This is a genomic window from Ruania halotolerans (genome assembly GCF_021049285.1).
GTDB classification, from domain to species: Bacteria; Actinomycetota; Actinomycetes; order Actinomycetales; family Beutenbergiaceae; genus Ruania; species Ruania halotolerans.
The window spans coordinates 428,709-452,617 of the sequence record NZ_CP088017.1; the positions used below are offsets into that span (position 1 = coordinate 428,709).

Here is a 23,909-nt window from a genome sequence, read left to right on the forward strand (position 1 = left end):
TTGACCGGCGAAACATCCGATGTCTAGGCTCACCACAGTATCCACGGGAGGTTGCTATGAGCAAGATCGTCGCCGTCGACGTGACCGATGTCCGATTCCCCACGTCCGCTGACCTCGATGGGTCGGATGCGATGAACCCCGACCCGGACTACTCGGCCGCGTACCTGCGGGTGGGCACCGATAGTGACGAGGACTCGGCGCGAGGCCATGCCGGCTACGGATTCGTGTTCACCATCGGCCGGGGCAATGACGTGCAGGTAGCGGCCGTACGCAGCCTCGCCGAGCGGCTGATCGGGCGCGACGCGGAGGAATTGCTCGCCGATCTCGGCGGCGTGTGGCGCGAGCTGGTCTACGACTCGCAGTGGCGCTGGCTCGGCCCGGAGAAGGGCGTCTCGCATATGGCCGTCGGCGCCGTGGTCAATGCGCTGTGGGATCTGCGCGCCAAGCGCGAGGGTCTGCCGCTGTGGCAACTGCTCGCCCGGCTCAGCCCGGCCGAGATCGTGGATCTGGTGGACTTCCGATACCTGTCCGACGCCCTCACCCGTGAGGAAGCCCTGGAACTGCTCACGGCAGCCGAACCCGGCCGGGCCGAGCGAGAGGCGACGTTGCTCGCCGAGGGATACCCCGCCTACACCACCACCCCCGGATGGCTCGGCTACTCCGATGAGAAGCTCGAGCATCTGAGCAAGGAAGCCGTGGCCGACGGCTACACCCAGATCAAGCTCAAGGTCGGCAGCGACCTCGCCGAGGACAAGCGCCGCCTACGGATCGCACGGGACGCCGTCGGGCCGGACGTGAAGATCGCCATTGACGCGAACCAGCGGTGGGACGTGACCGAGGCGATCGATTGGGTGAACGCTCTGGCCGAGTTCGATCTGGCCTGGATCGAGGAGCCCACCAATCCCGACGACGTCCTCGCCCACGCGGCGATCTCGCGGGGGGTGGCGCCCGTCCCGGTGGCCACCGGTGAGCACGCCGCGAATCGAGTGATCTTCAAACAGTTGCTGCAGGCCGGCGGGGCCCAGGTGGTGCAGATCGACGCCACGCGCGTGGCCGGGGTGAACGAGAACCTCGCGATCCTGTTGCTCGCCGCCAAGTTCGGGGTACGGGTGTGCCCGCACGCCGGGGGTGTGGGACTGTGCGAGGTGGTGCAGCACCTGTCCATGTTCGACGTGGTGGCCCTGTCCGGCACCACGCAGGATCGGATGATCGAGTACGTGGACCACCTGCACGAGCACTTCGTGGAGCCGGTGGTGATCGAGAACGCCCGCTACCGCCCGCCGCAGCGGCCCGGAAGCGGTGCCGAGATGCACGCCGCCTCGGTGGAGCAGTACACCTGGGCCCGATGAGCACGGTGCCCAAAGATCGGATGACACCGAAAGATAGGATGACTCGGTGGCCGTAACCGATACCGCAATCGAGACGATCAAGGCGATGATCGTCTCCGGTGAGTTGCGGCCCGGGCAGCGGCTGCCGCCAGAGAAGGAACTCAGTGAGCGCCTCGGCCTGTCCCGGAACTCGCTGCGCGAGGCGGTCAAGTCGCTGGAGCTGATCCGGGTGCTGGATGTGCGCCGCGGAGACGGCACCTATGTGACATCCCTGGAGCCGCGGCTGCTGCTGGAGGCGATGTCCTTCGTGGTGGACCTGCACCAGGACGACTCCGTGCTGGAGATCTTCGAGGTGCGGCGCCTGCTGGAGCCGCACGCCGCCGCGCTCGCCGCTGCGCGGATCAGTGAGGCGGAGCTGGACGCGCTCGCCGTCGATCTCGACGGGCTGCCCGCCGAACCCTCGGTGGAGGAACTGGTGGACCATGATGTGCGCTTCCATGCCGCGATCACCGCGGCCGGCGGAAACGCCTACCTGGCGAGCCTGCTCGATTCGCTGACCAGTGCCACGGTCCGAGCCCGCGTGTGGCGTGGGATCACCCAGGAACGGGTCACCGACCGTACGCTCGCCGAGCATCGGGCCATCCTGGATGCGCTACGACGGCGTGATGCGGAGATGGTGCGCGCGGTACTCACCGTGCATATCGGGGGAGTGGAGGCGTGGTTGCAGCGCGCCGCTGACCCCGACCTGCCCTAGGTTCTCGTGTGAAGGCTGAGCTGGTCGGCTCAGCCGAGGCGGTGATAGTTCTCCGCGGTGACCTCGTGCTGCAACGAGCCGTCGGTGAGGAACTGCCGGATCTCCTCCATCACGATCTGCCCCTGAGCGAACCGCGCCTCCACGGTGCCCCCGGCCACGTGCGGGGTCAGGACCACGTTCTCCAGCCCGAAGAGTTCGCTCTGCGGGTCGAGTGGTTCCTGAGTGAACACGTCCAGACCAGCGCGCAGCCGCCCGGACCGCAGTTCGGCGAGTAGCGCATGCTCATCCGTCACCCGCGCACGGGCCGTGTTGATGACGATCGCATCGTCGCGCAGCAGCGCCAACTGCTCCGCTCCGATCATCCCCGCCGTCTGTGCGGTGGCGGGCGCGTTGATGGCCAAGACATCGCTGGTCTCGCACAGCTCGTCGAGGTCGCACAGTTGCACCCCGAGCGCGGTCGCGTCCGCAGCGCTGATGTACGGGTCATAGGCGCGTAGCTCCGTCGCTCCCAGCCCTTGGACCATCCGGGCGTAGTGCCGGCCCACCCGGCTCAGCGAGACCAGCCCGATCCGCTGAGCGGTGATACTGCGGCCCAGTATCCCCACGCCACCGGTACGCCAGTCACGCGAGGACTGGAACCGGCGATCGTGCAGCACCAGGTTGCGCAGCAGCGCGAGGGTCATCGTCACCGACATCTCGGCCACCGCGACCGCCATCGCTTCGGCGCCGCCCTGGACAAGGCGAAGTCCGGTCGTGAGTACGTCCGCCGGATAGAGACCGCGCACTGAGCCCGCGCTGTGCACAGCCAGCTTCAGCCGGGAGCCGGTGAGGATCGCCGGATCGAACGGCTGGGTGCTCCACGAGGTGATGAGCACGTCGAAGGAGTCCGCCACATTCGGGGGCACCGGTACTCGATCGTTCTCCGCTGCACCGATGACGAGGTCGCCGAGGTCGCCGAGCGCTTCCTGGGTGGCGCCGTCATAGAGCCGGGCGAATTCGTCCGGCCTGATCGCGGCGAACATGCGAATGGGCTGCGTCATCGTTCTCCTGGGTCGGTGCTCTGCTGGCATGGGAGCGTGCGTCAGTTCTCCACCACGCGGGTACCGGCCACGTCCACGGCACGCACCCGGCTCCCGGTGTGATCGATATCGAGCAGCAGGCGATCTCCGTGCGGACCCGCGCGCTCGTCGAGATTCAACAGGGTGGCCGGGCGGTGAGTGGCCATCGCCACGAGCTCGTCTTCGCCGAATGGCAGGTGCTCGCGTGCCCAGTCCAGGCAACCGCGCAGCGACCGGCCGGAGCCCGCGAGCAGCTCGGTTCCGGTCAGGGTCAGCCGGCCGTCACCGGAGACGGTCACCGAACCACCCACCGGGGTGCGGTACTCGCCTGGCTCGGCGCCCGCGAGCGCGACCGAATCGGAGGTGAGGACGCATCGATCCGGTGCGTTCGCGCGCAGAAATACGGTGAGCACATCGGCGGGCAGGTGGTGCCCGTCCGGGATCACCATCGCCGTCAGCCGATCCTCGGCGAGCTGCGCCCAGAGATGGTTCGGATGGCGCGGCAACAGAGGGTAAGTGCCGTTGCCGAGATGGGTGGAGAGCGTGGCGCCCGCCTCGGCGGCCTCACGCACCTGGCCTGGGGTCGGCGCACAGTGTCCGATCGAGGTTCGCACACCTCTCGCGGCGGCGCCGCGGATGAATTCCAGGGCGCCATCACGTTCGGGTGCCAGGGTCACGATCCGGACCAGGCCGTCACAGGCCTCCTGCCAGCGGTCCAACTCGTTCAGATCAGGATCGCGCAGGTGGCGCCGGTCATGCGCACCCCGGGGGCCGTCGTCGGCGTTCAGTGCCGGACCCTCGATGTGCACGCCCGGGATCGAGTGCGCCACGAGCGGATCCTGACGGCGTGCCTGCGCAATCGCGCTCAGGGTCGAGAGGATCTGAGATTCGGGTGCGGTGACGAGAGTGGGCAGGAATGTTGTGGTCCCTTCGGCCCACAGTGACTTCGTCAGGGCGATGACCAGGCCCGCGTCGGCATCGTGGGCATTCAGGTCCAGGCCGCCGTAACCGTTCACCTGCAGATCGATCAGGCCGGGCCAGGTCACGTGCCTGGTTCTCCCCGGTTCCTGCGCGGTCATGACGTCGATGATGCCGTAGACCATCCGGGGAGCGCGTTGAGCTCACTCGCGGCGTCGCGGTCGAGGAACCAGTGGGCGCCCGGGTGCTCTTGCAAGCGGCTGGCCGGGCACGCCGACTCGACCGGGCCGGTCAGTGCCCGCGCGACGGCAGGCGCCTTCTGGGTGCCGATTACCGTGCACACCATCGTGGTGGCTGAGGCCAGCGCCGGTACAGTCAGGGTCAGGGCGCGCGAAGGGACCTCTGTGAGGTCGGGGAACAGCCCGTCATCGACCTGTTGCTGCCGGGAGACCCGGTCCAACGTCACCTCACGCACCCAGGCCTTGTCGGCGAAGTCGGCGAGTGCGGGTTCGTTGAAGGCGATATGGCCGTTCACGCCCACGCCGAGGCAGGTCAGGTCGATGGGAGCCGCCGCGATCAGGGCGCTGTAGCGGGCGATTTCCTCGGCGGCGTCGGCATCTGCACGAATGCGCTCGAAGCCGGCGAGCGCCGTCGTCGGTAACCGATCAGCGAGCCATTGCCCGAAGGCCTGCGGTCGATCCATCTCGAGACCGAGGTACTCGTCCATGTGGAAGGCGCGGACCTTCGACCAGTCGATGCGTTCATCCTGTGCGAGAGCGGTGAGCATGGCCTCCTGCGATGGGGCGCTCGCGAAGATGACCCGGGCCTCGCCGCGCTTCTGGATCGAGTCGACGATCGCATCGGCGGCGTGGCGTGCGGCAGCACGAGCGGTCTCGTGCACGGTGGCGCCCGTGGTCACCCGGACGGCCCGCACGGACCGATCGGTCGAGGTCATGAGATTCCTTTCACTTGCAAGCGGTTGCACAACTCTAAGGTGGCTAGGTCTCGTTGGTCAATGTCGCGAAGGGGAGTCGTGGCGAGAGGGGGTGGTCGATCCGGCCGCTCCCGCCGGTCAAGGGGGTCGCGTACGTGGCGACAGAACCGCCACGTTACGGGGTCGAATGACAAAATGCAACCGATTGCAGAATGCAAGATGAGATCCTGTGCCGTCATACGAATGGAGGAGCAGTGAGCGAACCGTTGCGCGTGGGAGTCGTCGGCGCGGGAGCGAACACCCGGCGTCAGCACCTCCCGAAGTTGCAGGCCATCGATGGCGTCGAGGTGGTGGCCGTCGCCAACCGGAGCAGGGAGTCGGCGAGCCGGGTAGCTGAGGAGTTCGGGATTCCGGTGGTGTACGACCACTGGCAGGCGCTCGTGGGCGAGGCTGAGGTGGACGCCGTGGTGATCGGGACCTGGCCGAACATGCACGAGCCGGTCACCGTGGCCGCGTTGGAGGCGGGGCGCCATGTGTTGTGCGAGGCGCGGATGGCGCGAGACCTGACCGAGGCACGCCGGATGCTCGCCACGGCGCGCATGTGCCCGAAGCAGACCGCGCAACTGGTGCCGGCGCCGTTCACGCTGCCGTATGACGATGCCATCTCTCGTCTGATCGGCGAGGGCGCGATCGGGGAGTTGGTCGGCGTGGACGTGACGATGCGGACCGGGTACGCGGAGCGGCAGTCGCCGCGCAGCTGGCGTCAGGACGTCGGTCTCAGTGGCCTGAATACGATGACCCTGGGGATCTGGTACGAGCAGGTGGTGCGCTGGGTCGGGGAAGCGACGCGAGTCTCAGCCCTGGCGCGCACACTCGTGCCGCTGCGCCCGGATGGTGCCGGGGGGAGGGTCGCCGTCGACGTGCCGGATCACGTGGATCTCATCGCAGCACTGGCCGGAGGCGGCCAGCTGCGGATGACGATCAGCCAGGTGAGCCAGTCGAGTGCGAATGGCGTGCAGATTCTCGGAACTGACGGCACGCTGACCTTCGCCGACGGGGAACTGACGATCCAGCGGCGGGACGCTGAACCGGAGACGGTTCCGCCCGACGCCGCTGCCGGTTGGCGGGTCGAAGAGGAGTTCGTGGCAGCGATCCGCGGCACCGAGCCCGTGCGCCGGACGACCTTCGAGGACGGCGTGCGCTACATGCGCTTCACCGAGGCCGTGCACCGGAGCGCGTGTGAGCACCGGCAGGTCTCGTTGAGCGAGTTGTGACGTGCGGCGCAGAGTCGTTCAGGGAACCTAGCTCACACCCTCCCCGTCGTCCCCCGCGACGCGTACACCCCGGACAGCTTCTGATTCCCGGGTGCACCACCGGCGCTGACCTCGCTGAGCATCGTGACCGCGCGGGCACCCAGTTCTTCGAATGGAGCTGTCACGGTGCTCAGCTGCGGGGTCAGGGTGCGCGCGAGGAGCACGTCGTCGCAGCCGATGATGCTGCGATCATCCGGGACGGACAGGCCCTGCTCGGCGAGCCCGCCGACCACACCGCAGGCGAGGTAGTCGTCGAAGGCCATGATCGCCGTTGCCCCGCTGGTGGCGATTGCCTCCGCGGCGTACCAGCCGGCCTCATACGTGGCTTCGACGGGACCCAGCTCGACGAGTTCGACATCGGCCGAGGTCTGCTGCGCCCAGGATCGGACGGCATTCGTACGCTGGCTCGCCGCCCAGGATCCTGCGGGTCCGCGAAGCAGCAGGATCCTGCGGTGACCGAGCTCGACCAGGTGGTCGCCCGCCTCTCGCAGAGCGGCGGAGTTGTCACAGGTCACCGACGGGATGCCCCGGACCGACCGGTTGACCAGCACCGTCGGCGTCGACCCCACAGCTGCCTGCAGGTCCTTGGTGGCCAGCCGCGGTGAAGCGACGATGAGGCCGTCGACCTGGGCGCTGAGCCGCTTGAGCTGGTCGGCCGCCTTCTGGCCGCCGGACTCGGCGTCGAGCAGCATCACTGACGCATCCGACTCGCTCGCGGCGCGCTCGACGGCGCGGACCAGGGGCGGGAAGAAGGGGTTGGTGATGTCCAGCACGACCAGGCCGATCAGCCCAGTACGCCCGGTGGCGAGCCCTCGGGCGGCGCGGTTGAGCTCGTATCCCTGAGCCTGCGCGGTAGCCAGAATCCGCTCGCGGACCTTCGCGTTCACCATGTCCGGCCGGGAGAAGGCGCGCGAGACAGTCGATGCCGAGATGTCGAGCTCTCGCGCGATCGAGTAGATGGTCGCCTTCACACGCGCGCCCCCTGTCCGTCGTCGGTTCATCGGCACGATACTCCCGCAAGGTTAGTTCAGGTGGTCGGTGAGCCAGGAAGCACAGGCGGCGAAGACGTGGTCGGGAAGCGGGTGGCCCGTGTTGTGCATCAGCACATCGAAACCCGGACTGGGCCAGTGCTGGTGCGCACGCTGGGCGACGTCGGCGTTGTGTGTTCCATCCGATGCGCCGCCGCCGGCATAGAGCAAGGAGCGCGGTGCGATGAGCCCAGCGAGTTCATCCAGATCGCGAAGCTGGGGTACGCGGTCGCCGAGGTACCACGGGTCGCGCCAGTTCGAGTGCGCGAAGCCCAGGCCCGGTTCGTGCACCACGGCGGCGCGGATCCGTGGATCGAGGGCGGCGAGGAACAACGCGTGCTTGCCGCCGAGGGAGTGGCCGAATGAGCCGATGCGGTCGATGTCGATCCCCGGGATCTTGGTGAGTGCATCGACTGCGAGCAGCAAGTCGGCGACGCTGCGGCCCAGACCGGTGACGCCGGGATGCTGCGCGGCGTGCGTCGCTGCCGGTGGGCCATATCGCGCGGACAGATCGGTGGGGCCCTCGCGCTCGGCGAGCATCTCCGCCCACCAGGGCACGGCGAGCACTCCGAGGCCGCGTGCGGCCAGGCGTAGCGCATAGTCCCTGCCCGGCCCCGGGCGGCCCGCCGGATAGAGGGGGCTCGGCCGGCCCAGCAGGGTGTCCGTGTCGTAGAACGGCACCACCACGACGGCGCAGGGCGGGTTGGCATCCGGCGTGAGCAGTACCGCCGTGAGGTCCGTTCCGAAACTGCGCAGGTGCAGCTGGCGCTGCACGCTGGCGTGGGGGCCGGGTTCCGCTTCGCCGAGCCGCCAGGATCCATTGACGGCGCGGCGTGCCCCGATCAGGTCGATCCAGTCGGTCCGGTCAGTGGGGCCGGTAGCGTGAACAGATCCGTGGCCGGGGGTGCTCACCGGACCCGTTCCAGGTCGAAGTCCACGGTGAACAGGTAGTTCCAGGGCCAGCGCACATTGCGCACCCGCCATCCGCTGAGCGCATCGATGCCGGATGCCCACTTGTTGAGGTCGTCCTCGACGCGCCGCCCAAGATCGGCGATCTCCTCCAGTGGCGGATCTGTCAGCCCACGCTGCTTGAACTCCTGCTGCAGTCGTGGGCGCAGCACCGGCAGGTAGTGGCCGTCCTTGATGATCTTGTTCACCAGGAACTGCTCACGTTCACCGCACGCGTCGTCGGAGTCATCGATAATCGCGCTGACTGCGGCCGCGAGGGTCGTCCCCAGGGTGTTCCCTGCCGTGTTCCAGCCGCCGTAGGCGACCACGCGGTGCAGCAGATTCGCATCGTCGAGGGCGTCGAGCAGCAGCGGGTCCGAACCGTTCGCGTAGCGCACGTCAGCGAGTGCGACGCGACGACCCTCGGCGAGCTGCGCCTCGAGCTCGGCGACGAGCCCGTCACGCTGGGCCGCCGTGCTCGGTTCTGGCGCCTGGCCGGTCCAGTCGCCAGGCGTCGTGGACGGTGGATGGACCACGAGCACGACGTCCGCATCGGCGGGATCGTCCACGCGGGCGGCTCCGAGCGCGCGAATCTGGTTGCCGATGCCGTCGGCGAGCGGGCGGTCCTCGTACGGTGCCGTACGGTCGAGGCCGTCCGGTTCCGGGCACCGAACGCAGATCCGTGGCGTCACGCCCTTTGCTTCGGCCGCCACCCGGGCCGTGAGCACGCTCGGCACCTCGTCGGCGCCGGGGTAGAACAGGGCGCGCGTGCCGAGGCGATTGTTCCATCGGTCCAGGGCGCGCCGGTCGGATGCAGGAAGTCCCCGGGGCGCGGTGTCATCGGACGTGATCGCGAGCGTCGCGACCGTGCCGTCGGCGAGCAGGGACAGGGCCGTGAGGTTGATCGTGTGGTTGCGCAGGCGCCGCTGAACCAGATCTGCCACCGCTTCGGTTGGCACGGCCGCCCGGGCAGCGCTCACCTGGCCGGCATCGGCTTCGCCGTGTTCGACATTGTCCCAGGCCTGGGACAGCTCGAACAGGCGACGCCCGTGGGTCGCCCAGTACTCGGGCTCTTGCCGGCTGCGCGTGTTGTTGTCGTAGTGGGGCAGGCGGGTCACCACCTGGTACGCGGTGACCGGGGAGGTGAGTCCCCGGAGCACCTCCAGCCGCGGCAGCGCATCGAGGATCCCGTCGGGCGTGTTCCGCGATGGGATGAGTCCGCCGTGCACCAAGAGGTCGAGTGAGAGGACGACGGCATCGACGTCCTGGTCGACCTCACGGAGCCACACGGCAAGCCCGGCCGTGTTGGCGCCCTCGCGGAAGCGCGGCATCAGGTGCCGCGGAGGCAGGAGAACGTCGACGCCGCAGCACCGGCCGATCCACTCGGCGTAGCCGGCGGTGTTCGGACGCTCGTCCGGTGGGAGCAGGGCGATGCGCATAGGTCTCCTCGTGGTCACGTCGTTCTCGCTCTACGCCGATGAGGACTGTGACCGGATGTCTGTGGGTTCGCGGTTCGGCCATCGCCGACTTCGTATCGGGGTTGTGCTGAGGCGGTGAGCCACGATACCTTCAACGAAAGCGGTCGTGCAACCGATTGCAATTCGTGACAACACCTGCATGACTGCTCGTCGATACACACGTAACACGAGCGTTGCTCCGGACTCTGATGGAGTTCGCCCGAGCATCCTCGGTCGATGAGAGCACGACGCCGACGTCGCGCTCGGAGGAGAGATGACCATGGCAAAGTCCAGAACGCTGGCTGCACGCGCAGCGGCCGTCCTGCTGGCGGGGGCGATGATCACCGCGGCGGGGAGCTCCGCATATGCGGACGGTGACCCGCCTGCCGAGTCGCCGAATCCGCTGACCAACGCGAGTTTCGAAGAGGGCGCGGACGCTACCAACGCGCCAGGCTGGGCGCCCCTGTGGGGGAGAAACGAGCTCGTCTCGTTCACCGACGAGCGCGCGAGTGACGGCGTACGCAGCCTGCACATCGTCAGGGAGGAGACGATGCGCACCGGCGGGATGATCTCAGATCCGGTGCCGGCAGATGCCGGTGAGACATACGAGTTCAGCTTCGACCAGTATCGAGTCGGCGGTGCACTCAGCGTCACATTCTATTTCGACGACGCCGACGGGAATGTGATCAGTCAGCCGTATGAGATGGTGCGTTCTGCCACGGATGTGTGGGAGCGTACGGCGGTCCGTTTTGAGGCTCCCGAGGGCACAGTCTCGGCTCGTCTGCTCTTCTATGCCGTCTCCGGGTCGACGCTCGACACCTTCATCGACAAGGCGCATTTCGGGGTGGCCGTGGGAGAGCCGGAGCCCGAGGAATCTCGCGTCGAGACGATTCTCGCGCAGGATGAGAACATCGAATACCTCGGTACTCCCGTGACGACTCAGATCCCGAGCCAAGCGGCTCATGGCGTCGAGGATGGCAGGCATGTGTCATACCAGGCGTTCAAAGGGTCGCCGGACGCCGGGTATCCCGCGACCTTCGCGGTGACCGATGTGGCCACCGGCGAGCAGGTCCGCACCTGTGTGATCGACGGCGCCGAGCACTCGCGGAACCTGAACATCGCTGACGACGGCCGCGTCTACTGGGGTACCTACCACGACTCCAAGCTGTGGCGCTACGATCCTGCCACCGGTGAGTGTGAGGATCTCGGCCGGATGAGCGATCAGAAGGACTCCACCTTCGGCCTTTCTCCCGGTCCCGACGGATCGATGTACATCGGGGCATACCCCGGTGGTCGCCTCCTGCAGGTGGACCCGGTGACAGACGAGGTGGAACTGCTGCGCGAGATCGATCCGAATGCGGACTACATCCATTCGATCGCCTATCACGAGGAGACCGACACGGTCTATGTCGGCTCGGGCGGGCAGGTTCCTCAAATCTGGAAGATCACCGATGCCGGACGTGGTGAACAGACACTGATCGCCGACGACTCCACGGCGCCAGGCCTGAACGATGGCGCGACCTTCGTGGGCCGTATGGACATCGTCGGTGACCGGATCTTCGCTCAGGTCGGGTTGCGGATGCTGGTCCTGGACCTGGACGGGAACGTCATCCACTGGGACGCAGACCAGACGCGCTACTTCTTCGGGCACCACCTCATCGCTGGTGCTGACCCCGGTACCGCGATCTTCTCGACCGCTGGCGGGACGCTGGTGGAGTACGACATCGCCACCAACACCTTCGAGCCGACGAGTATCAGCATCGGCGGATACCTCTCGAACGGCGTGGTCGACGACTCCAGTGGCACGCCCCTGCTGTATGGCACCTCCGCATCGGGAGTATTCGTTGCTGATCTCGAGAGCGAGTCGCTGGTCTCGGAGAATGCGATCGACTTCGCACAGCCCACGCTGATCCAGAAGCTGTTCGCGGGGCCCGACAACTCGGTGTGGGCCTCGGGCTACATGGTGGGTCTGGCCCAGGTGGACAAGAACGGTGCCGACCACGGCCCCACGATGCAGCGCGGTCAGTATGAGTCGGCCGCAGTGCGCGACGGGAAGCTCTATCTCGGCGCATACGGGCATGCCAAGCTCGAAGTTCTTGACCCCGAGACGTACGACCCCGCAGATGGGAATTCGGTGCCGCGGCTCTTCGACGGCTTGGCGCAGGGGCAGGACCGGCCGTTCGGTATGGCGTACAACCCCGAACGTGACGAGATCTACATGGGCGCGGTCGCCATCTACGGGCAGACCCAGGGCGGGCTCGCGATCTGGGACGGTGCCACCGGAGAGCACGAGTGGCTCACCTCCGAGATCGGCCAGGACGAGAACATCGTCTCGATCGCCTACAACCCCACCGACGGCCTCGTGTATATCGGTACCACCGTCGATGGCGGCTTGGGGTCGGACCCGAGCGGCAACACGGCCGGCAAGCTGATCGTCTTCGATCCGCAGACCCGTTCTGTCGTCACGACCATCGACCCTGCCGGGGAAGAACGTGAGGGCGTCACCGGGCTGATGGTCGATCCCGATGGTCTGGTCTGGGGCGTCGCCGAGGAGGCACTCTTCGTCTACGACCCCACGACCGGTGAGTCGGAGGTCAGGGGAACCGTAGGCGGCCGCTACAGCGCCGGAACCACGTACTGGGCCTATGGGACCGTCACGAGGTCAGACGCTGATGGAAGGATCTATGTGACCGCCGGCCATCGGTTCAGCGTCCATGATCCAGCCACCGGAGAAACGACGCGGATCGCGAACGGACTGCAGTGGAGCGCCGCTGATGAGGACGGCGACATCTATCTCAGCGCGGGTGCTCACCTGTTCCGGTACAACGTGGCCGGCTCACAGGAGGCATTGACCTGCAGCGAGACCGTTACCAGTCGGGTGAACGATGGTCTCGTCGTCGCTGAGGATGAGGTGGTGTGCCTGGACGGGGCCCGGGTGAACGGGGGCGTGTCGGTCGAGGCTAGTGGCGCGCTGCTCGTCGAGGGCGCGAGTGAGATCCGTGGCGGCCTGACCGCATCGGATGCCGTGAGTGTGCAGGTGCGCGACAGCCAGATCCGCGGTGCCGTGACGGTAACTGGCACGACCGACGAGTTCGTGTTCGCGGGCAACGAGGTCCACGGCTCGGTGCAGTGCTCCGACAACGCCTCCGATCCGGACGATGAGGCCAGCGTGAACACGATCACCGGTTCGGCCGATGGTCAGTGCGCCGGGCTCGTCGTGGCGGGTGGCGGCTGATTGCCCTGCGGCTGTATCGGCCCTGCGTTGCGCTGAGTTGCTACGCCGCTTGCAACCGCTTGTAGGCGGGGTCGGCCGCAAGGTCGACTCCGCCCTCCTTCCGGTCCGACCGATCAATGGTGAAGAGGTCACTCATGACATCCCAAGGATCTGCTGTACTTGCCCGCCCGTTCATTCGCTCGGCGCTGGTGGCGCTCGTCTGCCTGGCGTTGCTTGCGGTGAGCATGGCGGGGCAAGGCACTGCCCGAGCCGACTCGTCGGGCAGTTCGCGAGTCGGCCCGATCAACGGAGGCTTTGAGGAGCCGGTCGTGGACGGCCAGATTCCCGGCTGGGACCAGCGGGGCGGCGCAGCCGGCGGCTCCAGCGTCGTGACCGATCCTGTGCACTCGGGTCAGCACAGTCTTCGCTTGGACGACCCGGAGAGTGACCGGTCGTATGGGCTGATGAGTGATCGGATGCCGGTACGTGCCGGGCATTCGTACCAGTTGTCCCTGCGAGCGCTGATCGAACGTGGCGCGCCGACCCTCTACGTCTACTTCTACGACGCGGACGGTCGCCAGCTCGATGTGGAGTCCGCGAACTACACGGATGAACCGGCTGGGGAGTGGACGCAACTGCGCCTGGATGTCAGCGCACCCGAGCAAGCCGCTACTGCATCGATCTATCTCTACTCGAACATCGCCCGGATCTCGACCTTCTACGTCGATGAAGTCAACCTCACCCACACGCACGCCCCACTCGAGGTCACGGATCTGGGCACTGCGTTCCACAGCCCGAACGTCCGCCTGGCCGAAACCGACGTCCTCAGCGATGGCACCCCGGTGGGCTATGTCTTCTCCGACGGCGAACCGGTGAGTTTCAACGTCGTCGATCTGCGCACCGGCGAACTGCTGGACAGTCATGACATGGACGCCTACTCCATCGCTGCCTCAGTGGTGGTCGATGATGACGACAGCGTCTACTTGAGCGTGCGTGGACCGAACGACGGTTCTCTGTGGCGCTATGACCCCGCATCCGCTGAGATGGAACGGCTCGCGAGCAGGATCGCGGGGGAGCGCATGCTGCGCAGCCTCGTCATCGCCGATGGGATGCTCTTTGGCACGACCTACCCGAACGCCAAGGTGTTCTCCTACGACCTGGATACCGGGGCGATCCACGACTATGGAAGTGTCGTGGACGATGGTTCGTACGCCTGGGGCTTCGGCATGATCCAGGACAACCTCTGGGTGGGCACCGGCACCAATCCGCACCTCATGGTGCTGGATCCGGACACGGCCGCCTTGGCGGAGATTCCGCTGCCCGAGGAGGTCACCCAGGCTGCGGACTTCATCACACGGGTGCAGCAGCTGGGTGATCTCGTGCTCGTCAGCTTCTCGCCCGGAGGCGCGCAGAACACCGCGATCTACGACCTGGCGACCGAGCAGTGGATCGGCAGCATCGGGGGAACTGTCGGTCCGTGGACGGCGGCTTCCTCGGACGGCCTCTCCTACTACGTGGGTGATGGGACGGTCCGGGCGTTCGACCCTGACTCCAGGCAGAGCCTGGACATCGGCTGGACGGAGAGCGGCCTTGCCGAGGAGTTGGACGGTACCAACGCCATGTCCCTGGTCGAGCTCGGCACTGAGGCATTCCCGGGCGAGACCCTGATCGGCTACCGCGCAGACGGGACGATCTGGCGTTACAACCTCGCCCATGGTGCCGGGGACGTCATCGACTCGGGAATCGTGGGCGCCCCTGCGACGGTCCATTCAGTCGGTACCGGTGGCGACGGTGATATCTACTTCGGTGCGTACCTGAGCGCTGGGGTGATGGCCCGGTTGGATCCCGTCACGGGTCAGCTCGAACAGCTGGCCGGTCCGAAACAGGCTGACAGCATCACGGCGCACCACAACCGCACGATCGTCGGGACATACCCAGGTGCCGACTTCCACGTCGCGCTCGGAAATCGGGACTGGGAATGGGGGCAGAATCCGGCGCACGTGCTCGGCCTCGGCCGGGATCAGTACGGGCAGGACAGACCCGTCTCCCTGGTCTCAACCGGCGCTCGCGTGGCGGCGGCAACGATCCCGAACTACGGGGAGCTCGGGGGTGCCCTGACGTTGTTCGAACCGAACAGCGGGACATACCAGGTGCACCGCAACATCGTCGAGGACCAGAGCATCACCGAACTGGCCTACCGCGACGGCCTGGTCTACGGCGGCACCAGTATTCACGGTGGCCTATCGTCGGAGCCCACCCAGGACGAGGCGGAGCTGTTCGTGTGGGACACCCGCCGAGACCGACTAGTCTCCAGCAGCGTGGTGGTCCCGGGAGCAGAGGTGATACACGCTCTCGCGTTCGATCACGACGGCGATCTGTGGGGCTTTGCCGATAATGGGGTCTTCTTCGAGTACGACGTCGAACGAGGCGAGGTGGCCCGCACGGTCTCGACCCCGGCCCGGGTGAGCAGCAACTGGGGGCGGCTCAGCGAGCTCTATCTCCATCCAGATGGTCGGTTCTACGGGGACTCCGGTGGCAGGCTCTTTCGCTTCGACCCCGAGACTGACGAGTTCGTGACGCTCATGACTGATGGCGCCTTCCACTCCACGCTCGATACGGCCGGGAACATCTACTTCGCCGACGAGACCAACATCTACCGGTACGTTCCCTAGCCCCCCCGGGCTGCTGCCCTGTCGCGGGAATCGGTCGTGCCGTCAGCCGAACTGAGAAGAGGTACGCAAGCCACTATGGCCGAGACTGACATCCGGGTACTCGACACTGCGATCGCCTACCGTGACGTTCAGCTTGCGTCGCCGCTGACGATCAGCGGGGGATCGATCACACATTTCACCGTGGCCGAAGTCGACGTGGAGGTCGTGAATCGTTCGGGCGGGCGCGGGATGGGGCACGGTGAGAGTGTGCTGTCGGTGCCGTGGGCATGGCCCGGAAGTGACCTCTCCATCGCAGCACGGGACGGGGTGCTGCGTGAGCTGGTGCGTGTCTATGCGCTGCGGGCCACAACGCTGGACCACGCCGATCCGATCGCGATGTGGGGCCACCTGGCCGCCGACATCGAGGAGGTTCTCCGGGCTGCCGGGCCTGCGCGATCACGAGAGCGGGTCCCGAAGCTGGGAGGAGCCCTGGCCCTGGGCGCCGTCGACAATGCGCTGCATGATGCGTGGGCGAATGCGGCAGGTCTCGACGTCTTCGAGATGTACACGGCGGACCACGTGGCCGATGACCTCGGTGCCTACGGCCTGCCCGGCCGCTACCCCGGCGACGGCGTCGAACCCTCGCCGCGGCAGCTGTTGCCTGTGCAGCACGTTGTCGGCATCTCTGACCCGCTGGCCGCTGAGGCGGCAGGTGATGGAGCGATCACACTTGCCGACTGGATCGCGCAAGAGGGGATCAGCCGTCTCAAGATCAAGGTGGCAGGAGCCGATCCCGTGCTCGACGCTCAGCGAATCTCGGACGTTTACCGCGTCGCGAGAGCACAGGGTCTCGCCCCGCACCTGGCAGTCGACCCGAACGAGGGGTACGCGGACGCCCGCCTCGCGGGGACCATGCTCGATGAGCTGTCGGCTTCCGATCCGGACGCCGCCGCTGTGCAGTATCTGGAACAGCCGATCCCACGCTCAGCGGTTGCCGACCCAGTCCAGTTGCGACGCCTCTCCGAACGAGTGCCCACGATCATGGATGAGGGCTTCACCTCCCTCGCGCGGCTGCCGCAGCTTCGCGCCGAGGGATGGTCCGGTGTGGTGATCAAGGCAGGCAAGGGGCAGACTCCTGCGGTGATCGCCGCGGCGGCGGCGCATCACCTCGGATTCTTCGTTGTCGTCCAAGACCTCACTGCCACCGGACGCGCCTACGTGCATTCGGCGCGGATCGCCAGCGCCTTGCGCGTGAGCATCCCGCAGCTTGAGTACAACAGCAGACAGTACGCGCCGTCAGACAATGACGGGCTCCGGTGCGCATACCCACGGTTGGCGAACGTGCACGACGGTCACGTGGCGCTGGACGGGCTCAACGGGGCGGGGCTCTACGGGGCGGAGGTGTGGTGATCGCCGGTGGCGAGACGATGAGCGCACTCTGATCTTGTGACGTCGCGCGCGTGGCCCACCCTTGCCTTCTACTTCATCCCGGACATCATGACGCCGCGGACGAAGTAGCGCTGCAGCAGGATGAAGATGATGAGAGTCGGGATGAAGCTGACCACTGCCGCGGCCATCATCGTCGCGAGCGGCACCTGCTGTTCCTGCAGCGTGTTCAGCCCCACGGTCAGTACGTAGTTCTCGGGGGACTGTTGCGAGATCATCGGCCACAGGAAATCGTTCCAGTGCCAGAGGAAGACGAACGTGCCCAGGGTCGCCATGATGGGCTTGGTCTGGGGCAGCACGATTGACCAGTAGACGCGGAACTCGCTCGCGCCGTCGATCTTGGCTGCATCGAGCATCTCGTCCGGGATGCTGTAGATGAACTGCCGCATCAGGAACATTGCCTGGGCGTTCGCGATCGTTGCGGCGATCATCCCCCACATCGTGTCGAGGCCGTTGAGCTGACCGACGATGAGGTACTGCGGGATGATCGTGAGGTGGTAGGGGATCATCAGCATCGCGATGAAGACCCAGAAGATGACCTCTCGTCCCGCGAAGCGCTTCTTCGCAAAGGCGTATCCGGCCATCGACGCGAACAGCAGGACGATCACGACTGACACGATCGAGTAGATCGCCGAGTTCAATGCCCACTGCGGGATGTTCTGGCTGTTGAGAGCGTCCTGAAAGGCAGCGAGGGAGAGAGTTTCCGGGAACATCGAGTCCGGCAGCACGATCGCTTGCCCCGGTTGGAACGCGATCATCACCATCGCGTAGAACGGGAAGGCGGTCACCACAGCGACAACCACGAGCAGCGCGTGCATCGGAACGAGCCGACGAGCTCGGATCAGCTGGCGCTGTGCGGGCATGGGGGCGTTCGTGCGGCGCGGCGACGGAGCGGTGGCCTGCGGCAGATCATGTGTCGCGGACATCAGTCGTCCCTCCCGACCAGGCGGCGTTGGATGAGTGAGAAGACCAGGGCGATGATCAGCAGAACGACTCCCACGGCGCTGGCGTAGCCGAAGTCGAAGTAGCCGAACCCCTGGTCATAGAGCATGAAGGTGAGGGTGTAGCTGGCCCGTACGGGGCCACCGCCCGTCATCACGAAGATGGTGTCGAAAGTCTGGAACGACTTGACCGTCTCGAGCACGAGCACAAAGAACAGTGCGGGGCGCAGGGACGGCAACGTGATACGCCAGAAGCGCTGCCAGGCGTTCGCGCCGTCGATGGACGCCGCCTCGTAGTACTCCTGCGGGATCGCCAGCATGCCGGCCAGCAGGATGAGCATGTTGTAGCCGAAGTTCATCCACGCACTCACCAGGGCGAGCGCCGGGAGCACCCAGAAGCTGTCTTGTAGCCAGCTGATCGGTGCGAGCCCGACGGCGCTGAGGAGGCGATTGATCGGGCCCGATTCGGAGAAGATCCACACGAAGATGAGGCCAGAGAGCACCGGCGAGGTCACCGCGGGAAGGAAGAAGATTGAACGGTAGAACGCCATACCGCGCATCATCCGGTTGCACAGCTGCGCGATCGCGAGAGAGAGCACCACTGTCAGCGGCATGGCGATCGCTGCGTATCTCAGTGTGACCCAGAGCGAGTCCCAGAAAACGGGGTCATCGAAGAGCTTGACGTACTGATCGACACCGATGAATTCGAACGCACCTGCGAGGCTGTACTCGCCGAAGCTGAGACCGATCCCGTAGATCGCGGGCAGCACGCGAAACACCATGAAGAACACCACATAGGGCGCAATGAAAATGTACGCCGCGATAGCGCTCTTCGACTTCCACCATTGTCGCCGGCGGACGGGTGGTTGCGGTGCCTTCTGCGCCGCCTCATCCACCGACGCGGATCCCGTGGCTACTGCCATGATCGATCCCTTTCTGAGAGTGAGCGTGGGGCAGCGTTGCGGCTGGCCCCACGCAACAGGGAACTTCTGTCTCGGGGTCAGAGAGCCCCGTTCACCTCATCGGCGGCTGCATCCAGCGCTTCCTGCGGATCAGCGCCCTCGAGCAGCACGCTCTGGATGTGCGGGCGGATCATGTCGATGATCTCGCGAGCCTTGGGGTGCTGGACGCCGGTGCGGAGGTGCTCGAGGTAGTCCGCTCCTTCGGCGATCTGCGGGTCATCGGCGAACAATCCCTCGATGTCAGCGCGCGGTGAGAGGTATCCCGACTCGCTCAGGAAGTCCTCAAGGAACTCCGGCTCGCCAAGGAACCGAACCCAGGCCTGAGTGGCCTCGGGGGACTCGGTGGTGTTGAAGATCGACCATGCGCCCACTGAGCCAGAGGCAACCTGCTCGACGTTGCTCATCGGCGGGACGGTCTCGATGACGTCGGGGTCGATGAACTGACGGGTGGACGCCAAGTTGGACCCCATCACGTATCCGAGGTTGCCTTGCCCGGCATCGGTCTGTTCGAAGGGCTCAGCGATGCTCAACGGCTCCTGTGGAACCCACTCGTTGTCCACCATCTCCTGGATGAACTCCAGCGCCTGCAGACCCTCCGGGCCGTTGAATGTCGCCTCGGTCATGTCCTCGTTCAGCACCTCACCGCCTGCTTGCCAGAGGTAGAGGTAGAAGGTGTGGTTCAGTGTGGAGACGCCGTTGTACTCGGTCGCGTAGTAGCCGGCCTCCTGGATGGCTGGCGCGGCTTCGCGGAACTCGTCCCAGGTGGTCGGGCACTCGGCGACACCTGCTTCGTCCAGCACATCGGTGTTGCAGTAGGACGTCTGCAGCTGCATCAGCATGGGCTGTCCGTAGAGAGTGTCGTCCCAGGTCATGGACTCGAGCGAGGAGTCATAGAACTGGTCCCAGTCCTCCCGCAGATCATCCATCGGGAGCAGCAGATCCTGGTCGGCGTACTTCGGCACGAAGTCCGGATTGAAGTAGACGACGTCTGGTGCGTTGTTGCCGGTGATCGCAGTGACGAGTGACTCCTCACGCCCCTGCCAGGCCTGCATCACAACCTCGATCTCGACGTCTGGGTACTCCTCGTTGAACTCGTCCACGTACGGCTGCCACCACGACGCCTCGGTGATCGTCGAGAACGGATACGTCCAGAACGTCACCGTGCCGGAGACGTCCTCGGGGGCGGCGCTCTGCTCGTCGGGGGTCTCACCCTCGCCACCACATGCCGCGAGCAGCAGCAGTGCGCTCGTTGCAGCCGCGCTGGCGGCGGCCTTGGCCTTGTGCTTCATGAGCCCTCCATTGGGTATCGAGTGATCAGCATCGAGAGCAAGGAAACTGCAATCGGTTGCACGCAACGTAACGATCGGCACGATGCCCTGTCAAGGGACGTGGTGTCCGTATCCGAACTGTGATCTGTTACGCCGTCCGTTCGATCGGCGTGATACCGCGGGAGCGTGTCCAGACCCGCATGTTCCGGGTGCGCATCCGGGTCTGGTACATCAGGCGCAGCGCAATGCGTCCGGTACCCAGCAGGGGTCCGTAGTTCTGGTGCGGATCGTCCAGACCGTCGACCACCCATACGCCGTCGATCGCTCCGCGCAATCGTCCACCTTCCTGGACGAACAGCAACTGATGCCAGTCGCCAACTGTCAGCGGAGCAGAGGCTGAGAGGGCGAGGTTTCTCGCCCATGGGTTTTTCACAAGCGTGTGCGACGCGACGTGTTTGGGAGTGGTCGGAGTGCGCCGGAAGAATCCCCAGTAGTAGTTCCGAAGCCGGTGACGGGTGATGACCTCCATCGCGCCGCGGGCCAGGTCACCGGGTTCGGCGAGCACGTCCTCTCGCTGCATTCCGCACGCCTGAGTCACGAGCATGGCGAATCCGCTGTCCAGCTCCATGCGGAAGTCGATAGCCACGGCGAGATCTCCTTCGAACATTCGGGGGCTCCACAAGTACATGCGGGACTCCTCGGCCACCTCCTCCGGTGTGTGCAGCAGCAGACCTTCCGGCGTCGCGCGGAACTCCTTCATCTCATGCGGCGCCCGCTGGCAGCCGTGCAGCGCCCACCCATCCAGGTCGTCCGGCCGAGTGAAGTCGGTCTCGAGCTGCAGATCCCACTCAGAATCTGCCTCCCAATCGACTGGTCGGCGAGGTTGTGGTTCGAACAGTGGCCGGATTCGTTCTGCAGCATTCTCGCTGCGGGTGGAGGCAGAGGCTGCGAAATCGGCTCGCACCTGCTCTGCGGTCAGTTCACACGGGTGCACCGCGACCGACGCGAACGCCATCGCCGGGTTGCCGATATGGAGCCGTTCGCCTGCCCGGTCAGCGGTGAAGTCGAACTCGCTGATACCCGCCAGCACCCCGTTCACCCACAGGCACATCCGCTTCTCAGGTTCGGAGAAGGTCAGCACCAGGTGATACCAGGTGCCCGCCTCGAGCGGGAGGTGCTCCACCTGGGTCGAGGCGGGTAGCTGTCCTGGATCAGGGGTGCCATGGACCACTTTCGCGAACATGGCCGGTCGCAGTTGTGAGGTCCAATACCAGCCGAGCACCGTGCCGCCGAGTCCTCCCGACGGCGGAGCATCCGTCACGAGCGGATAGCGTGCCGCCTCCGGGTCATGTTCAGTGATCCAGCTCAGCGGAGAAGCGACGTCGAGGTCGTCGAGAGGACATACCCATAGCGCCAGCGACCAGTGCGGACTCCTGACCGCGTCGGTCTCTACTGTCAGTTCAGTGGTGCGGGTCGTTGGGTGGTACCCGGTACGCCCGTCGGCAGTGATGAAGCGGTGCGGACCGTTCTGACGCACTGCGGGCCCGGCCTGATTCAGAGCCGCTGGACCGGTCAGGACGAGTGTCATCATGGATCTGGCCTCCAGGCCCTCGGCGTTTCACCAGTGGCGTTGCTCGCCACCGTGGTCCGCGCTCTCTTGCGCGAGCAGCGCCACGCGCGTGGCGAGCAGGCTTTGTGCGGTGGTGATCTCGGGCTCACTGCCCGTGGCGACTGCATCAAAGAAGAACGCCGCGGGGCGGACCGGATCCGGGAGGTCGATGGCGCGACGGGCTCGCCCGTGGGTCTCGACCGTCAGCGAGCCGTAAGCCCAATCGAGCTCGGCGGTGCCCTCAGAGCCGGTCAGGCGCATCCGGTAGTGACCGTGCACCTCGGAGGCCTGCGGGGCAAGCCAGTTCGCCTCGATCGTCGCTGTCGTGGCTCCTGCCCGCAGGAGAACGGCCACGTGGTCGTCGAAGTTCGGATGCTCCGCCCGTCGTGCATTGCCGGTCTGGGCGCAGACTGTGCCTGAGGTCGCTCCGGCGAGAAGGAGCGCCAGATCGATGTCGTGCACCGGCAGGTCGCCGGCGATGCCACCGTACGTCTGCCGCTGCAAGAACCACGGTGGGCGGCTCGGAAGATTCAGCTTGTGCGGCCCGGTACTCGCGATCAGGGCCAGCTCACCGAGCTCGCCCTCCCCGAGCAGCCGGCGGACCGCGCGCGTGACGGGATGGAAGCGCTTCTCGAACACGATGCAGACGTGTCGATCTGTCTGCGCAGCGCGTTGCTCGATCAGATCGAGCTCGTCGAGTGAGGTGCACAGCGGCTTGTCGGCGATCACGTGTGCGCCCGCTTCCAGTGCCGCGAGCACGGCGGAACCCCGCTCGCGGTAAACCCCGGCAACGAGCGCGACGTCCACAGCACGATCGGCTAGCAGGTCGGCGGGAGAGTCGTAGAGGGGCGCGCCGCCGAGGCCGGGCAGGTACGCGGCGCGCATGGCTGGATCGGGTTCGGCCACCCCGGCGAGCACGCAGTCCTCGCGCGCGGCCAGTTCATCGAGTGCATAGGAGACGTGCGGATGTGCGGCACCAAGAATCGCGACCTGGATCATGCCGACACCGCCGTTCGCTCGCCCGACTCGGCCGCCCGGTAGATCGCGTCCAACAGGTGCACGGTGCGGGCGGCTTCAGTGGCGTCGATCGCGCATCGACGCCCGCCCCGCAGGGCTGCGGTGACCTCATTCCACATCGCGACATGTCCGGCTACACCGATCGCAGCGGGGTCGGCGGAGCCGCTGGTCACCGACGCCGATGACGCGGGTCGCGGCGTGTCCGGCATGTCCCATCGCACGATCTCGCCCTGACCCAGCTCGACGACTCCGCGGCTGGTGTGCAGCGTCAACGTGGCGGGTGTACCTGGCGGTGTGGCGGTCGATGTGCTGATCAGGCCCAGTGCACCGGAGGTGAACCGCACCGTTGCGGCAGCGGTGTCCTCCGCCGTCATGTCATGTCCCACCGTCGCGACTTGCGCCGTGACTTCAGCGGCCGGCCCGCACAGCCACTGAAGCAGGTCGACGTTGTGTGCCCCCTGGTTCATCAGCGACCCACCGGCAGGCATCGAGGACCGCCACGGTGCCGCGCGGTAGTAGTCCTCCCCCCGGAACCAGTGCACCTGCGTGACCGCCAACCGGACCGTGCCCAGCTGACCAGCGTCGAGTAGTCGTTTCACGGCAACGACCTCGGGTTCGAATCGCCGCTGGGCGACCATGGCGATCAGGACGCCGTGGTCTCGCTGAGCTCTCACGAGTTGGTTCGCTTCACCGCTGGTTGTGGCGAGGGGCTTCTCAACAACCGCGTGTTTTCCCGCTGCTGCGGCTGCGAGGGCGAGCCGGGCGTGCGTCTGCGACGGCGTACAGACGGCGACTGCATCGACGTTCGGGTGGGCGATCACTTCCTTGACCGCACGCTGTTGCGCTCCGGGCCAGCCACAGTCGGCCATGGCATCTGCCGATCCGCCGCTGAAGGCGGTCACCTGCACGTTCTCAATTTCCTGGAGAGCGCGTGCGTGCGTGGTGCCGATAGTGCCGAGTCCGACGATGCCGATCCGGATCGCCCCGTTGATCGATTCTCCCGGCCCTCGCTGCTCCATGCGGTCACCATACGGGCACACTCCTTGAACTGCAATCGATTGCA

18 protein-coding genes are annotated in these 23,909 nt (G+C 66.3%); 6 read left to right on the forward strand and 12 right to left on the reverse strand.

Annotation, left to right across the window (positions count from 1 at the left end; genetic code table 11):
• Nucleotides 1–56 precede the first annotated feature (56 nt).
• Together LQF10_RS01865 and LQF10_RS01870 are read left to right on the forward strand one after the other, a co-directional pair.
• On the forward strand, nt 57–1,349 hold the full coding sequence (locus LQF10_RS01865; RefSeq protein WP_231065812.1) for an enolase C-terminal domain-like protein: 1,293 nt from the start codon (nt 57–59) through the stop codon (nt 1,347–1,349).
• Nucleotides 1,350–1,395: 46 nt separating this feature from the next.
• Nucleotides 1,396–2,082, forward strand: coding sequence for a FadR/GntR family transcriptional regulator (locus tag LQF10_RS01870; RefSeq protein ID WP_231065813.1), 687 nt, complete (start codon nt 1,396–1,398; stop codon nt 2,080–2,082).
• 29 nt (nt 2,083–2,111) lie between these two features.
• On the opposite strand, the gene LQF10_RS01875 is transcribed toward LQF10_RS01870, so the two are convergent.
• Genes LQF10_RS01875 through LQF10_RS01885 form a run of 3 tightly spaced genes read right to left on the reverse strand, consistent with a single transcriptional unit; the run spans nt 2,112 to nt 5,013 of the window.
• Entirely contained in the window at nt 2,112–3,122 is a 1,011-nt protein-coding gene (locus tag LQF10_RS01875; protein WP_231065814.1) for a hydroxyacid dehydrogenase, read from the reverse strand.
• Nucleotides 3,123–3,163: 41 nt separating this feature from the next.
• Nucleotides 3,164–4,219 carry an N-acetylglucosamine-6-phosphate deacetylase gene (locus tag LQF10_RS01880; protein WP_231065815.1) on the reverse strand — a complete coding sequence of 352 codons (1,056 nt, stop codon included), beginning with the start codon at nt 4,217–4,219 and terminating at the stop codon, nt 3,164–3,166.
• Entirely contained in the window at nt 4,216–5,013 is a 798-nt protein-coding gene (locus tag LQF10_RS01885; protein WP_231065816.1) for a 6-phosphogluconolactonase, read from the reverse strand. The genes LQF10_RS01880 and LQF10_RS01885 overlap by 4 nt, the downstream gene beginning before the upstream one ends.
• Before the next feature lie 233 nt (nt 5,014–5,246).
• Here LQF10_RS01885 and LQF10_RS01890 point away from each other — a divergent pair, with 233 nt between their 5' ends.
• Entirely contained in the window at nt 5,247–6,266 is a 1,020-nt protein-coding gene (locus tag LQF10_RS01890) for a Gfo/Idh/MocA family protein (protein ID WP_231065817.1), read from the forward strand.
• Between the two features lie 32 nt (nt 6,267–6,298).
• Here the strand turns inward: LQF10_RS01890 and LQF10_RS01895 are convergent, their stop codons facing one another.
• Genes LQF10_RS01895 through LQF10_RS01905 form a run of 3 tightly spaced genes read right to left on the reverse strand, consistent with a single transcriptional unit; the run spans nt 6,299 to nt 9,720 of the window.
• A complete protein-coding gene (locus LQF10_RS01895) occupies nt 6,299–7,306 on the reverse strand; it encodes a LacI family DNA-binding transcriptional regulator (RefSeq protein WP_231065818.1) in 1,008 nt (335 codons plus the stop codon).
• Between the two features lie 21 nt (nt 7,307–7,327).
• Nucleotides 7,328–8,245, reverse strand: coding sequence for a dienelactone hydrolase family protein (locus tag LQF10_RS01900; protein ID WP_231065819.1), 918 nt, complete (start codon nt 8,243–8,245; stop codon nt 7,328–7,330).
• Entirely contained in the window at nt 8,242–9,720 is a 1,479-nt protein-coding gene (locus tag LQF10_RS01905) for a DUF4127 family protein (RefSeq protein ID WP_231065820.1), read from the reverse strand. Before LQF10_RS01905 ends, LQF10_RS01900 begins: the two co-directional genes overlap by 4 nt.
• Nucleotides 9,721–10,018: 298 nt before the next feature.
• Between LQF10_RS01905 and LQF10_RS01910 the strand changes: the two genes are divergently transcribed.
• The 3 genes from LQF10_RS01910 (at nt 10,019) to LQF10_RS01920 (ending at nt 17,013) form a co-directional block, all read left to right on the forward strand.
• Nucleotides 10,019–12,973, forward strand: a complete 2,955-nt coding sequence (locus tag LQF10_RS01910; RefSeq protein WP_231065821.1) for a hypothetical protein — start codon at nt 10,019–10,021, stop codon at nt 12,971–12,973.
• A gap of 134 nt (nt 12,974–13,107) precedes the next feature.
• Nucleotides 13,108–15,624 carry a carbohydrate binding domain-containing protein gene (locus tag LQF10_RS01915; RefSeq protein ID WP_231065822.1) on the forward strand — a complete coding sequence of 839 codons (2,517 nt, stop codon included), beginning with the start codon at nt 13,108–13,110 and terminating at the stop codon, nt 15,622–15,624.
• A 75-nt stretch (nt 15,625–15,699) separates the two neighbouring features.
• Nucleotides 15,700–17,013 carry an enolase C-terminal domain-like protein gene (locus LQF10_RS01920; protein ID WP_231065823.1) on the forward strand — a complete coding sequence of 438 codons (1,314 nt, stop codon included), beginning with the start codon at nt 15,700–15,702 and terminating at the stop codon, nt 17,011–17,013.
• 68 nt (nt 17,014–17,081) lie between these two features.
• Here LQF10_RS01920 and LQF10_RS01925 read toward each other — a convergent pair whose 3' ends face one another.
• From LQF10_RS01925 to LQF10_RS01950, 6 genes are all read right to left on the reverse strand, one after another.
• The gene (locus LQF10_RS01925; RefSeq protein WP_231065824.1) at nt 17,082–17,975 is read right to left on the reverse strand and encodes a carbohydrate ABC transporter permease; all 894 of its coding nucleotides are present in this window, start codon (nt 17,973–17,975) and stop codon (nt 17,082–17,084) included.
• A complete protein-coding gene (locus LQF10_RS01930) occupies nt 17,975–18,913 on the reverse strand; it encodes a carbohydrate ABC transporter permease (protein ID WP_231065825.1) in 939 nt (312 codons plus the stop codon). The genes LQF10_RS01925 and LQF10_RS01930 overlap by 1 nt, the downstream gene beginning before the upstream one ends.
• A 77-nt stretch (nt 18,914–18,990) precedes the next feature.
• Nucleotides 18,991–20,241, reverse strand: a complete 1,251-nt coding sequence (locus LQF10_RS01935) for an ABC transporter substrate-binding protein (RefSeq protein WP_231065826.1) — start codon at nt 20,239–20,241, stop codon at nt 18,991–18,993.
• Between the two features lie 127 nt (nt 20,242–20,368).
• Nucleotides 20,369–21,811: a DUF1961 family protein gene (locus LQF10_RS01940; protein ID WP_231065827.1), complete on the reverse strand. Its 1,443-nt coding sequence runs from the start codon at nt 21,809–21,811 to the stop codon at nt 20,369–20,371.
• Between the two features lie 27 nt (nt 21,812–21,838).
• Complete coding sequence (locus LQF10_RS01945) at nt 21,839–22,828, reverse strand: Gfo/Idh/MocA family protein (protein ID WP_231065828.1); 990 nt, start codon at nt 22,826–22,828, stop codon at nt 21,839–21,841.
• Entirely contained in the window at nt 22,825–23,865 is a 1,041-nt protein-coding gene (locus tag LQF10_RS01950) for a Gfo/Idh/MocA family protein (protein WP_231065829.1), read from the reverse strand. Before LQF10_RS01950 ends, LQF10_RS01945 begins: the two co-directional genes overlap by 4 nt.
• Nucleotides 23,866–23,909: the final 44 nt, after the last annotated feature.

What these genes read in the sequence shown, in the direction of transcription:
- LQF10_RS01865 (WP_231065812.1), top strand. Translation starts at nt 57, where the DNA reads ATGAGCAAGATCGTCGCCGTCGACGTGACCGATGTCCGATTCCCCACG.
- LQF10_RS01875 (WP_231065814.1), bottom strand. Translation starts at nt 3,122, where the DNA reads ATGACGCAGCCCATTCGCATGTTCGCCGCGATCAGGCCGGACGAATTC.
- LQF10_RS01880 (WP_231065815.1), bottom strand. Translation starts at nt 4,219, where the DNA reads ATGACCGCGCAGGAACCGGGGAGAACCAGGCACGTGACCTGGCCCGGC.
- LQF10_RS01885 (WP_231065816.1), bottom strand. Translation starts at nt 5,013, where the DNA reads ATGACCTCGACCGATCGGTCCGTGCGGGCCGTCCGGGTGACCACGGGC.
- LQF10_RS01895 (WP_231065818.1), bottom strand. Translation starts at nt 7,306, where the DNA reads ATGAACCGACGACGGACAGGGGGCGCGCGTGTGAAGGCGACCATCTAC.
- LQF10_RS01905 (WP_231065820.1), bottom strand. Translation starts at nt 9,720, where the DNA reads ATGCGCATCGCCCTGCTCCCACCGGACGAGCGTCCGAACACCGCCGGC.
- LQF10_RS01910 (WP_231065821.1), top strand. Translation starts at nt 10,019, where the DNA reads ATGGCAAAGTCCAGAACGCTGGCTGCACGCGCAGCGGCCGTCCTGCTG.
- LQF10_RS01915 (WP_231065822.1), top strand. Translation starts at nt 13,108, where the DNA reads ATGACATCCCAAGGATCTGCTGTACTTGCCCGCCCGTTCATTCGCTCG.
- LQF10_RS01920 (WP_231065823.1), top strand. Translation starts at nt 15,700, where the DNA reads ATGGCCGAGACTGACATCCGGGTACTCGACACTGCGATCGCCTACCGT.
- LQF10_RS01925 (WP_231065824.1), bottom strand. Translation starts at nt 17,975, where the DNA reads ATGTCCGCGACACATGATCTGCCGCAGGCCACCGCTCCGTCGCCGCGC.
- LQF10_RS01930 (WP_231065825.1), bottom strand. Translation starts at nt 18,913, where the DNA reads ATGGCAGTAGCCACGGGATCCGCGTCGGTGGATGAGGCGGCGCAGAAG.
- LQF10_RS01935 (WP_231065826.1), bottom strand. Translation starts at nt 20,241, where the DNA reads ATGAAGCACAAGGCCAAGGCCGCCGCCAGCGCGGCTGCAACGAGCGCA.
- LQF10_RS01940 (WP_231065827.1), bottom strand. Translation starts at nt 21,811, where the DNA reads ATGATGACACTCGTCCTGACCGGTCCAGCGGCTCTGAATCAGGCCGGG.
- LQF10_RS01945 (WP_231065828.1), bottom strand. Translation starts at nt 22,828, where the DNA reads ATGATCCAGGTCGCGATTCTTGGTGCCGCACATCCGCACGTCTCCTAT.
- LQF10_RS01950 (WP_231065829.1), bottom strand. Translation starts at nt 23,865, where the DNA reads ATGGAGCAGCGAGGGCCGGGAGAATCGATCAACGGGGCGATCCGGATC.